Source organism: Hamadaea flava (genome assembly GCF_024172085.1).
GTDB classification, from domain to species: domain Bacteria; phylum Actinomycetota; class Actinomycetes; order Mycobacteriales; family Micromonosporaceae; genus Hamadaea; species Hamadaea flava.
This window is the reverse complement of record NZ_JAMZDZ010000001.1, coordinates 6711175-6723064: the sequence shown is the minus strand read 5'-3', so window position 1 is coordinate 6723064 and position 11890 is coordinate 6711175. Positions and strand designations below refer to the sequence as shown.

The window sequence follows — 11890 nt, the reverse complement described above, 5'->3', positions numbered from 1 at the left end:
CCGCAACCCCTTTTCTGACCAGCGGGTCCGCCCAATATGCTGCACGCCGTGCCGGAAAACATGAGCCGTTCCCGCGTTTGGCTGCGCCGTGCCCGAAAGATCTCGCTGTGGACCCTCGCGGTGGTGATCGTCCTCGGGCTCGTCGGCGCGGGGACCCTCGTCTGGTCCATCCGCCGGGCGCTGCCCCAACTCGACGGCACGATCGCGCTGCCCGGCCTGTCCGCCGAGGTCCGAGTCCAGCGGGACGCGCATGGCGTTCCGCAGATCTACGCGACCACGACGGCCGACCTCTACCGGGCGCAGGGCTATGTGCACGCCCAGGACCGGTTCTGGGAGATGGACTTCCGGCGGCACGTCACCGGCGGCCGTCTCGCCGAACTGTTCGGCGAGAGCCAGCTCGAGACCGACGCGTACCTGCGGACGATGGGCTGGCGGCGGGTCGCCGAGCAGGAGTGGGACCTCATCTCGGCCGACTCCCGCGCCAACCTCACCGCGTACGCCGAGGGCGTCAACGCCTACCTGGCCGGCCACTCGGCGGGCCAGCTCAGCCTGGAGTACACGCTGCTGAGTCTGCAGAACTCCGGCTACGAGATCGAGCAGTGGGATCCGATCGACTCGCTCGCCTGGCTGAAGGCGATGGCCTGGGATCTGCGCGGCAACATGGAGACGGAGATCCGGCGGGCCGCCCTGCTCGCCGAGGGGCTGAGCGTCGAGCAGATCGAACAGCTCTATCCGGCGTACCCCTATGATCGAAATGTTCCGATCGTTTCCGGCGGCGAGGCGACCGGGACGCCGCCGACGCAGCCGGCCGTGAAGCCGACGAGCGCGCAGGGCGACCTGCTCCGGGAGCTGGCCGACGGCCTGGACCGGATGCCGCAGCTGATGGGCGACGGCGGGCCTGGCATCGGCTCGAACTCGTGGGTGATCAGCGGCGACCTGACCGCGACCGGCAAGCCGATCCTCGCCAACGACCCGCACCTGAGCCCGTCGCAGCCCGGGATCTGGTACCAGATCGGGCTGCACTGCGCCTGCGACGCCCAGTCGCAGGACGTGGCCGGGTTCAGCTTCTCCGGCGTGCCCGGCGTCGTGATCGGGCACAACGCGCGGATCGCGTGGGGCTTCACCAACCTCGACCCGGACGTCACCGACCTCTACTACGAGAAGGTCACCGGCGATCAGTACGAGGTGGACGGGCAGCTCAAGCCGCTGGCCACGCGGCAGGAGGTGCTGAAGATCGCCGGCGGCGGGCGGAAGACGATCACCGTCCGCTCGACCGGCCACGGGCCGCTGCTGTCCGACGCCAGCGACGACCTCAAGAAGCTCAGCAAGGACGGGTACGCCGTCGCGCTGCGCTGGACCGCACTCGACCCGGGCCGGACCGCCGACGCGTTGTTCGCCCTGAACAAGGCCGGCAACTGGACCGAGTTCCGGGCGGCCGCCGCGCTGTTCGAGGTGCCCGCGCAGAACATGGTCTACGCCGACGTCGACGGCAACATCGGCTACCAGTCGCCGGGCCGCATCCCGGTACGCGGCAAGGGCGACGGCCGCTGGCCGGCGCCCGGCTGGGACTCGGCGTACGACTGGACGGGCTATCTCCCGTTCGCCGAACTGCCGACCGTCCTGAACCCCAAGCAGGGGTACGTCGCGACGGCGAACCAGGCCGTCATCGGCCCGCGGTACCAGCACTTCCTGACCAGCGACTGGAGCTACGGCTACCGGTCGCAGCGGATCAACGACATGATCCAGGCGACCGCGAAGGCCGGCAAGATCACCCTGGACGACGTCCAGAAGATGCAGTTCGACAACCGCAACGGGTTCGCCCCGACGCTGGTCCCGTGGCTGGCCCGGACCGCGCCCGACGCGGCGAAGCAGGCCGTGCGACTGCTCGACGGCTGGGACTACCAGCAGCCGGAGGACTCGGCCGCGGCGGCGTACTACAACGCCGTCTGGCGCAACCTGCTCCGGCTGGTCTTCGACGAGCTGGGCTACGGCGACGACGGCTATCCGGCCGACGGCGGCGACCGCTGGTTCGAGGTGGTCCGGCACCTGCTCGACCAGCCCGAGGCGGCCTGGTGGGACGTCAAGTCGACGGCCGGGCACGAGACCCGTGAGCAGATCCTGGCCCAGGCACAGGCGGACGCGGTCGCCGAGCTGACCGAGGACCAGGACAAGGACCCGAAGAAGTGGCGCTGGGGCGCGATGCACACGCTCACCGCGACCCACGCGACCTTCGGCACCAGCGGCATCGGCCCGATCGAGTGGCTGTTCAACCACGAGAAGACCGGGGTCAGCGGCGGCGACTCGATCGTCAACGCGACCGGCTGGACCGCGGGCGAGGGCTACGAGGTCGACGCGGTCCCGTCGATGCGAATGATCGTCAACTTGTCCAACCTGGACGACTCGCGGTGGATTCAGCTGACCGGCAACTCCGGGCATGCCTTCGCGACCACCTACGACGACCAGTACGAGCGCTGGCGTACCGGTCAGACGCTGCCGTTCCGCTTCGCGCGGGCGTCCATCGACGCCGCCACGGAGCACACCCTGACCCTCACCACACAAGATCGCCCGAAGGGATAAGCTGACGCCGTGGCGCTCTATGTCATCGGCGACACCCATGGGCATCGCGCCCAGGTCACCGAGGCTCTCCGCGAGGCCGGCCTGCTCGACGCGGGCGGCTCGTGGGCGGGCGGCGACGCCCGGCTCTGGTTCCTCGGCGACCTCACCGATCGCGGGCCGGACGGCATCGGCGTCATCGACTTGATCATGACGCTCCAGCCGCAGGCGGCCGCGGCCGGCGGCGAGGTGGGCTGCGTGCTGGGCAACCACGACCTGCTGATCTACGGGTCGCGATACATCCCGGACGCGCCGATCACCGCCGAGCGCACGATCATCCAGTCCTGGGCGCTCAACGGCGGCCAGGGCACCGACCTCGAGGGTCTCACCGACGCCCAGCTGGCCTGGCTGGCGGCGCTGCCGGCGGTCGCCCTCGTCGACGACAACCTGCTGATCCACGCGGACACGACGGCGTACCTGGAGTTCGGGGACACCATCGAGGAGATCAACGCGACGGTCCGGCAGATGATGGCCGACCGCGATCCGGCGACCTTCGGCGGCCAGATGCGGCTGATCTTCCGGCGCTTCGAGTTCCTCGACCGGGCCACCGGGCCCGGCCGCGCCCGTCAGCTGCTCGACCGGCTCGGCGGGCGGCGGATCGTGCACGGCCACTCGACCATTCCCGAGACCTTCGCGGTCCCGCCGGCCGAGGTCGACGCCCCGGTCGTCTACGCCGACGGGCTGGTCATGTCGGTCGACACCGGGATCGCGCTCGGGGCGCGGTGCGTACCGTTCGAGCTGACTCCGGTCCCCGCTTGACGAGTAGTCGATCATCGCGCTGCGGGATCGATCATGGTCGCGCGGACACGACACGCCGGTCGATCATGACCGATAGTTCATGATCGCGCAGAAAGAGGGCGGCCGGGGGCGCGCGAGGGGGGTCAGTCGGTGAAGAAGAGGCGCTCGACGACCGCCCGCGCGCGCCGGGTCGCGCGCAGGTACTCCTCCAGCACCAGGGTCGGCTCGCCGTCCTGGCCCAGGATCTGTGCGATGCCCTCCAACTCCGGGCCGTGCCGGGGCAGCTGGTCGGCCGCCCGGCCGCGGACCAGGGTCAGCGCGTTGCGTACTCGGGCCGCGAAACTCCAGGCCGTCCGCAGGATCTCCGCGTCCGCGGCAGACGCGAGGCCCGCCTCGGTCGCGGCGGCGAGCGCGGTCAGGGTCCGCGTCGTCTTCAGCTTTTCCAGCTCGTACGCGTGGCGCAGTTGCCAGAGCTGGACGGTCCATTCGACATCCGCGATCCCGCCGCGCCCGAGCTTGGTGTGGGTGAGCGGGTCGGCCGCGCGGGGCAGCCGTTCGTTCTCGACCCGGGCCTTGATCCGCCGGATCTCGACGACCTGTTCCCGGGTCAGGCCGCCCTCGGGATAGCGGATCGGCTCGATCAGCTCGATGAACCGGGCGGCGAGGGCTTCGGACCCGGCGACCGGGCGCGCTCGCAGCAGCGCCTGCGCCTCCCAGATCGCGCTCCACTTCGCGTAGTAGCGCTGGTACGCGGTGAACGACCGGACCAGTGGCCCCTGCCGTCCCTCCGGGCGCAGGTCGGCGTCCACCCCGAGCGGCGGATCCTGAGCCGGCGCGGCCAGCAGCGTACGCAGATTCTCCGCGACGGCCAGCGCCGTGCCCTGCGCCTCGTCGTCCCGCATGCCCGAGCCGGGTTCGTAGACGAACAGCACGTCGGCGTCGGACGGGTAGCTCATCTCGTACCCGCCGAGGCGGCCCATGCCGATGATCGAGAACTCGAAGTCCTCCGGCGCTCCGGCAGCCGCCCGGGCGACCTCCAGTGCGGCGGCCAGCGTCGCGTCGGTGACGTCGGAGAGGGCCTGCCCGGTCTCCAGCTCGGTCGGCCGGAGGAACAGGTCGGCGCAAGCCGTCCGGAACAGCTCGCGACGGCGTACCGCGCGGACGGCCCGGATGGCCTCCTGGGGCACCCGGTAGCGGCCGGCGGCCGAGGACATCGCCTCGACCAGGGCGCGCCCTTCCCGAGGTGCCAACTCGCCGTCGGACGCCATCAGGCGCAGCGCCTCGGGGTCGCGGGCGAGCAGGTCGACGGCGTACCGCGAGGTGCCCAGCAGCCGGGCCAGCCGCAGCGCGACCGGGCCCTCGTCCCGCAGCAGGCGCAGGTACCAGGGCGTCGCGCCCAGCTTCTCCGACACCTGCCGGTACGCCAGCAGCCCGGCGTCGGGGTCGGGCGCGTCGGCCAGCTCTTCCAGCAGCACCGGCAGCAGGGTGCGCTGGATCGCCGCCGTCCGGGACACTCCCCCGCTCAACGCCTCGATGTGCCGCAGCGCTCCGGCCGGGTCGGCGTACCCGAGGACCACCAAACGCTCCCGGGCCTGTGCCGTCCGCAGCGCGAGATGGTCGGCGGAGACCTGCGCGACCGCCGTCAGGAGCGGCCGGAAGAACAACTTCGCATGCAGTCGCCGGACTTCGGCGGCATGCGCGACCCAGTCCGCCCGGAACATCTCTTCCGCTGTCCGGGTGCCGCTTCCGGCGTACCCCATGGACTGCGCGAGCCAGACCAGAGCCGCGGAACCGGCGCCCCCGTCGGCGGCCGGGACGGTGTGCGTGCGGCGCAGTTTCTGCAGCTGGAGCCGATGCTCCACCTCCCGCAGGAACCGGTACGCGAGCACGAGCGCCTCGCCGTCGTGCCGCCCGACGTAGCCGCCGGCGACGAGCGCGCGCAGCGCGGTGAGCGTGTTGGGCGAGCGCAGCGTTTCGTCGGCGCGGCCGTGCACGAGCTGGAGGAGCTGGACGGCGAACTCGATGTCGCGCAGGCCGCCGGGGCCGCGCTTGATCTCGCGATCGATCTCGCTGCGAGGGATCTGCTCGACGATGCGGCGGCGCATCTTGCGGACGTCCTCGACCGCTTCAGGGCGTTCCGCGGCGTGCCAGATGAGCGGTTGCAACGCGACCAGCCACGACCGGCCGAGCGCCACCTCCCCGGCGACCGCCCGCGCCTTGAGCAGCGCCTGGAACTCCCACGTACGCGCCCAGCGCTGGTAGTACGCGAGATGGCTGGCGAGTGTGCGCACCAGCGGCCCGCGCCCGCCCTCGGGCCGCAGCGCGGCGTCGACCGGCCAGGCGACCTGGCCGCAGATCTCCATCAGCCTGGTGGCGATGGCGGTGGCGGCCGGCAGGTCCTCGTCCTCGGCGGCGACGAAGATGACATCCACATCGGACACATAGTTCAGTTCGGTGCCGCCGCACTTGCCCATGGCGATGACGGCCAGCCGGGGATTCCCGGCGACCCGGGCCGAGGCCAGCCGGTACGCCACCCGCAAGGTGGCGTCGGCGAGCGCGGTCAACTCGGCCATGGTCTGCTCGACGTCGACGTGGTCGGCCAGATCCGCCGCCGCCACGCGCAGCAGCCCCCGCCGGTACGCCAGCCGCAGCGCCGCGACGTCGGCGATCCCGGCGTGCACCTCGTAGCGGGCGGGCATGGTGTCCGTCAGACACCGCCATTCGCCGGGCCGGGCCGCGAGATGGTCACCGAGCGCCTCGGACGCGCCCAGCACCGTGATCAGCCGATCGCGCAGGTCGTGATCGGCGCCGACGGCCTCGACCACGGCCGGATCCCGCTCGTGCAGCCGGGCGAGCTGCCGCAGCGCCAGGTTCGGGTCCGCGACCCGGCGCAGCTGGTCGAGGATGAGCGCCGCCTCCTCGTCGTACGGCCGCTGCTCCTCCGCGACCCAGAGGTTCATCCCGCGCGGGCCGAGCAGTCCCACCGGGTCAGGCCGGCCCGGCACCGCGGTGAAGCCGTACCGTGCCAGCCGCCCGATGCCCGCCGCCATCGCGGATCAGCCGAGCAGCGGAAGCGTCGTGCGGGCGCTCACCGGCGGCTCCAGCCGCCCGAGCGCGATGTCGGCGAACCGCCGGGCGAACGGCTGCCAGACCTCGAAGAGGTCGTCCATCAGCCCGTCCGCCCGCTCGATCAGTTCGTCGGCATCGACGCCCAGCTCGGCCAGGCTCGCCCGGGTCGACTCCAGCCAGCCCGCGTACTGCTCGGTGTCGCACTCGATGTGGAACTGCGTGCCCCAGGCGAGGTCGCCGATCCGGAAGGCCTGGTTCGGGTAGCGGCTGGAGGTCGCCAGCAGGGTCGCGCCCAGCGGCAGCTCGGTGATCTCGTCGTAGTGGTACTGCAGGACGTCCGGGACGAACGGCACCGGCGCCCAGAGCGGGTCCTTCTCGGCGGCGTCCCGCCGGGCGACGAGGCCGGGGCCGACCTCCGGGCCGGACGCGGACCGCTCGACGGTGCCGCCGTGGGCCTGGGCGAGCAGCTGACCGCCGAGGCAGATCGCCAGCGTGGGTACGCGATGCCGCACCGCCTTGCGCAGCAACGCCTCCAGCTGCGGGAACCACGGCGCGGTGTTCCCCTCGGGGTAGGCGTCCTGCGATCCACCCAGCACCACGAGCGCGGAATGCTCCGTCGGCTCCTCGGGCAGCGGATCACCGGCGTGCACTCGGCGTACGTCCAGCGCCAGGCCCGCGTCGGTGAGCCAGTCACCCAGTCGGCGGGCGTCGTCGGTCGGGTCGTTCTCGATCACCAGGGCGGCACTCACGCCGCCCAGTCTAGTGAGTGCCCGGGAGGACCAGGGTGGCGACGATCATCCGGTGGTCGCTGCCGGGGATGGTGAACGCCGCGAAGGCGCGTACGCCGATCCGCCGGTCGGCCAGCACATGATCGATGGTCACCGGCGGCACGGGGTCGCCGTTGTACGGTCCCCAGGTCCCGACCAGCCCCTTGCCGACCACCGAGGCGGCGTCCCGGTAGCCGCTGTCGATCACGTCGCGCAGCAGCCCGTGGTCGAGGGTCGAGTTGAAGTCGCCCATCAGCACCCGCAGCGGCCCGTCCGGCGTCGCGGGCGGCTCCTTGCGCAGGTTCGACCGCCAGGCCGGGGTCACGTCGGCGTTGTAGGGCGAGGCCGGATGGGCCGACTCCAGCAAGACCGGCACGCCGTCGACCGTGATCACCGCGTGGACCTGCTGGAACCAGCCGAAGGCCATCAGGTGCGAGCCGCCGTCGCTCAGCGGCCGCCGCGAGAAGACCGCCGAGCCCTCGGCCAGGCTCGCGGGCGCCACGAACCGCTGCGGCAGCACGTCGCCCAGCCCGGCGGCGTCGGCCGCCGCGAGCCACTCCGGCGTCATCTCCTGCACCGCCAGCACGTCCACCTGCTCTTCGCGTACCCGCCGGAGGATCTCGGCCGGATCGGCCCCGCCGATCAGCAGATTCGCGCTCGCCACCCGCAGGGTCGGCCCGGTCGCCCCGGCCAGCGCGTCGCCGTCACCGCCCGCGGGAGCACACAGGCCGCGAGCACCACGGCGCTCACGGCGGCGACCGCGGCTTCCGGCCACTTCTTCCACCAGGCAAGCACGGGTACGCCCAGCGCAGCGACCAGGACGGCATAGGGCGTGAAGGCCACTACCTGCACCGCCGGATACCACCCGTCGAGCCCGACGAGTCGCACTACCGCCCAGACGGCGACCCCCACGGCGAAGGCCCAGCCCGCGACGATGCCCGCCTTACGCATGGGCGGCCCAGGTGGCGTGCATCTGGGCGTACCGGCCGTCGAGGGCCAGCAGTTCGGTGTGCGAGCCGCTTTCGAGGATCCCGTGCTCGTCGACGACCACGATCCGGTCGGCCCGCATCGCGGTGCTGAGCCGGTGCGCGATCAGCAGCGCGGTCCGGCCCTCCAGCAGCCGGTCGAGCGCTCGTTCCACCCGTAGCTCGGATTGAAGGTCCAAGTTGGACGTGGCCTCGTCGAGCACCACCACCCGGGGTTCGGCGAGGAACGCCCGTGCCAGGGCCAGCAACTGGCGCTGTCCGGACGAGACGCTCTGACCGCGCTCGTGCAGCCGGGCGTCCAGCCCGTCCGGCGTACGCTCGACGAGGTCGCGCAGGCCGACGGCGTCGACGGCGGCCCAGATCTCGGCCTCGGACGCGTCCGGCCGGGCGAACGCGATGTTCTCCCGGATCGTCCCGGCGAACAGGAACGGCTCCTGCGGCACGACGCCGATCTGCCGGCGCAGCGAGGACAGCGTGACGTCCCGCAGGTCGTGCCCGTCGATGAGGATCTGCCCGGACTCCGGGTCGTAGAACCGGGTGACCAGCTTGGCCAGGGTCGACTTGCCCGCACCGGTCGGACCGACGCAGGCGACCGTCTCCCCGGGCGCGATCACGAGGTCGACGTCGCGCAGCACCGGCCGGCCCGGCAGGTAGCCGAAGGTGACCCGGTCGAACCGGATCTCGCCCTGCACCGGGGGCAGCGCCGCCGCATCCGGCTTCTCGGCCACCGTCGGCTGCGACGACAGCAGGTCCCGCAGTTTCACCACGGCCGCCCGCCCCTGCTGGTAGCTCGTGTAGAGCTGGACGAGCTGCTGCACGGGGGCGAAGAACGCGTTCAGATAGAGGACGAAGGCGGTCAGCTCACCCACGCTGATCTCCCCGCGCAGTACGCGTTCCCCGCCGATCAGGAGCAGCGCGGCCATGCCCAGCAGCCCGATGACGGACGTGCCCGGCCCGTAGACGGCGTTGATGTGGCCGGTGAAGTTGTTGGCGTCGCGATACCTGCCGACCACCGCCTCGTGGTCGGCGACGTTGCGGTCCTGCCGGTGGTACGCCGTGACGACCCGGACGCCGTAGATGCTCTCCGACAGGTCGGAGTACATCGCGGCGATGGTGTCGCGCTGGCGGCGGTACCCGTCGTCGGCGGCGCGCCGGAACCACAGCGAGGCGGCCGTCAGCAGCGGCACCACCAGCAGCAACGTGATCAGGGCCAGCTCGACGTCGTAGGAGAACAGCACGACGGTGACCACGACCATGGTCAGGCCCTGGATGACGAACTGGGCCAGGCCGTCGGAGAGCAGGCTCTGCACAGCCTCCACATCGGACGTCATCCGGGTGAGGATCACGCCCGCCTTCTCGGTCGTGAAGAAGTCCAGCGACATCCGTTGCAGTTGGGCGAAGACGCGTACGCGCAGATCCCGGACGGCATCGGCGGCCAGCCGCCCGGTCTGCCGCATCCGCGCCACCGAGGCGCCCCAGGAGAGCACGACCGAGCCGATGAAGGCGCCGGCCGCGAGCAGCAGCGTACGCAGATCGCCGCGCATGATGCCGTGGTCGATCCCGACCTGCACGAGCAGCGGACCGGCCTGGAGCAGCACCGTCTCGCCGAGCAGCATGACGCAGGCCACGGCGAACAGCCGCCACCGGCCCAGCAGCAGGCCGGGCAGGGTGAGCCGCCGTTCGCCGGCGACGGCCTGCCGGAACTCGACCGGCTCGGACGGCTGCGGCCGCCGGCTCTCGATCGCCTCCAGCCGGTCGACCCCGGCTTGGAGTTCGGGCGGGATGCCCGCGAACGCCAGACCCTCGGGCGACTTGTTGAGGCCGCCGCGACCGGGGCCGCCCATGGCCCCGCCGCCGCCGGCGCCCGGCCCGCCGAAGCCGCCACCGAACATCGTCATGCCGTCGTCACCTCATCGTTCGCGACATGAGCCGCAGTGTCAGTCGGGATGTCAGTCGCGGTGTCGGTCGGGGTGTCGTAGCTCGCCAGCACCGCGGCGTACCGCGGGTCGTCGAGCAGCTCCCGATGAGTGCCGTCGGCGACGACGCGGCCGTCCTCGACGAGCAGCACCCGATCGGCGAGCCCGATGGTGGAGAGGCGATGTGCCACGATCAAGGTTGTCCTGCCGACCATCAAATCCCGTAGCGCGGTGTGAATCCGCTGCTCGACGGAGACGTCCACGGCGCTCGTCGCGTCGTCGAGCACGAGCACCGGCGGGTTCATCAGCAGCGCCCGCGCGATCGCGACGCGTTGCCGCTGGCCGCCGGACAGCGTGTAACCGCGCTCGCCGACCACCGTCGCGTACGCCTCCGGCAGGTGCCCGATGAACTCGTCCGCCCCGGCGGCCCGCGCGGCGGCGATCACGTCCTCGTCGGCGGCGTCGGGCCGGCCGAACGCGATGTTGTCCCGGATCGTGGCCGAGAAGAGGAACGGCTCCTCCGGCACGATGCCGACCTGGCGGCGCAGCTCGGCCAGGCCGTATTCACGGACGTCGCGGCCGTCGATCAGCACCGTCCCGGCCGTGGCGTCGTAGTAGCGGGCCAGCAGCCGGCCGAGCGTCGACTTGCCCGAGCCGGTCCGGCCGACGAGCGCCACCGTCTCCCCCGGCGCGACCCGCAGATCCAGGTCCGCCAGCGCGACCGTGCCGTCGGCGTACGCGAAGCCGACCCCGCGGAATTCCAGCTCGCCCCGCAGCCGGGCGTCGATCGGGCGGTCCGCCTCGACGATCTCCGACTCGGTGTCGAGGATCTCGTAGATGCGCTGTGCCGACGCGGCGGCCCGCTGCCCGAGCATGATCATCATGCCGAGCATCCGGAAGGGTGGCTGGAGCATGAGGACGTAGGAGTTGAACGCGACGATCGTGCCGATCGTGGTCTGCCCGTCGATGACCATCCAGCCGCCGAACAGCAGCACGAGGGCGAGCCCGAGCCGGGGCAGGCTCTCGAGAGTGGGCGCCCACCGGCTGCGGATCAGCGCGTCGCGCCGGTACGCCCACCGCACCCGATCGGCGGCGTCGGCGAGCGCCTGCACCTGCCGGGGTTCGGCCGCGAACGCCTTCACCACGCGTACCCCTTGGGTGTTCTCGTCCACGATCGTCGCGACGCGGGCGAGGCGGGCCTGGATGAGCCAGGACACCGGGAAGATGGCCTTGCGCATCCAGACGCCGAGCAGCGCGATGAGCGGCATGGTCGCCATCGCGACCACCGCGAGCAGCGGGTTGATCGACACCATCAGCCCGAAGGCGACCAGCGCGATGCCGCACTGGACCAGGATCGACGGGCCGAAGGCGAGGTACATCTGGACCGCGCGGACGTCGGAGGCGGCCCGCGACATCAGCTCGCCGGACTGGACGCGGTCGTAGAACCCGTAGGGCAGCCGGACCAGGTGCGAGTAGATGAGGGTCCGCAGGTCGTACTCGATCTCGTACGCCGTGCGCAGCAGATACTTCCGCGCCCCGAAGTTCAGCACGCCCTGCGCGATCGCCAACGCGGCGACAAGCCAGACATATGTGTTCAGATCAGACGTACGCGCGACCAGCGCGTCGTCGATCCCGCGCCGTAGCGCATCCGGAATCTGCACCTGAACCAGCAGGCCGACCAGCGACAGGCCGAGCGAGGTGAACAGCATCCCGCGATGCGCGCGAACCAGCGGGAGCGCCCGCCGTAACCAGGATTTGCTTCTGTCGGGGTCGATGCGGGGGCTCATACTCCTTTCCTATA

The 11890-nt window shown here is 71.7% G+C and carries 8 protein-coding genes; 2 read left to right on the top strand and 6 right to left on the bottom strand.

Annotated features, from left to right (window positions below; all coding sequences use genetic code 11):
- Positions 1 to 60 precede the first annotated feature (60 nt).
- Both HDA40_RS31575 and HDA40_RS31570 read left to right on the top strand, forming a co-directional pair.
- Positions 61 to 2577 (top strand): penicillin acylase family protein, encoded by a 2517-nt coding sequence (locus tag HDA40_RS31575; RefSeq protein WP_253763873.1) that lies wholly within the window; start codon positions 61 to 63, stop codon positions 2575 to 2577.
- 9 nt (positions 2578 to 2586) lie between these two features.
- Entirely contained in the window at positions 2587 to 3372 is a 786-nt protein-coding gene (locus HDA40_RS31570) for a metallophosphoesterase (RefSeq protein ID WP_253761450.1), read from the top strand.
- Positions 3373 to 3494: 122 nt separating this feature from the next.
- Here the strand turns inward: HDA40_RS31570 and HDA40_RS31565 are convergent, their stop codons facing one another.
- The 6 genes from HDA40_RS31565 to HDA40_RS31540 are packed head-to-tail and all read right to left on the bottom strand — an operon-like array spanning position 3495 to position 11876.
- Positions 3495 to 6401, bottom strand: a complete 2907-nt coding sequence (locus HDA40_RS31565; protein ID WP_253761449.1) for a bifunctional [glutamine synthetase] adenylyltransferase/[glutamine synthetase]-adenylyl-L-tyrosine phosphorylase — start codon at positions 6399 to 6401, stop codon at positions 3495 to 3497.
- Positions 6402 to 6407: 6 nt separating this feature from the next.
- Positions 6408 to 7169, bottom strand: a complete 762-nt coding sequence (locus HDA40_RS31560) for a type 1 glutamine amidotransferase (protein WP_253761448.1) — start codon at positions 7167 to 7169, stop codon at positions 6408 to 6410.
- Between the two features lie 10 nt (positions 7170 to 7179).
- Positions 7180 to 7851: an endonuclease/exonuclease/phosphatase family protein gene (locus HDA40_RS31555; protein ID WP_253761447.1), complete on the bottom strand. Its 672-nt coding sequence runs from the start codon at positions 7849 to 7851 to the stop codon at positions 7180 to 7182.
- The gene (locus tag HDA40_RS31550; protein ID WP_253761446.1) at positions 7830 to 8138 is read right to left on the bottom strand and encodes a hypothetical protein; all 309 of its coding nucleotides are present in this window, start codon (positions 8136 to 8138) and stop codon (positions 7830 to 7832) included. The genes HDA40_RS31555 and HDA40_RS31550 overlap by 22 nt, the downstream gene beginning before the upstream one ends.
- On the bottom strand, positions 8131 to 10071 hold the full coding sequence (locus HDA40_RS31545; protein ID WP_253761445.1) for an ABC transporter ATP-binding protein: 1941 nt from the start codon (positions 10069 to 10071) through the stop codon (positions 8131 to 8133). Before HDA40_RS31545 ends, HDA40_RS31550 begins: the two co-directional genes overlap by 8 nt.
- Positions 10068 to 11876 (bottom strand): ABC transporter ATP-binding protein, encoded by a 1809-nt coding sequence (locus HDA40_RS31540; protein ID WP_253761444.1) that lies wholly within the window; start codon positions 11874 to 11876, stop codon positions 10068 to 10070. The genes HDA40_RS31545 and HDA40_RS31540 overlap by 4 nt, the downstream gene beginning before the upstream one ends.
- Positions 11877 to 11890 lie beyond the last annotated feature (14 nt).

What these genes read in the sequence shown, in the direction of transcription:
- HDA40_RS31575 (WP_253763873.1), top strand. Translation starts at nt 61, where the DNA reads ATGAGCCGTTCCCGCGTTTGGCTGCGCCGTGCCCGAAAGATCTCGCTG.
- HDA40_RS31565 (WP_253761449.1), bottom strand. Translation starts at nt 6,401, where the DNA reads ATGGCGGCGGGCATCGGGCGGCTGGCACGGTACGGCTTCACCGCGGTG.
- HDA40_RS31550 (WP_253761446.1), bottom strand. Translation starts at nt 8,138, where the DNA reads ATGCGTAAGGCGGGCATCGTCGCGGGCTGGGCCTTCGCCGTGGGGGTC.
- HDA40_RS31545 (WP_253761445.1), bottom strand. Translation starts at nt 10,071, where the DNA reads ATGACGATGTTCGGTGGCGGCTTCGGCGGGCCGGGCGCCGGCGGCGGC.
- HDA40_RS31540 (WP_253761444.1), bottom strand. Translation starts at nt 11,876, where the DNA reads ATGAGCCCCCGCATCGACCCCGACAGAAGCAAATCCTGGTTACGGCGG.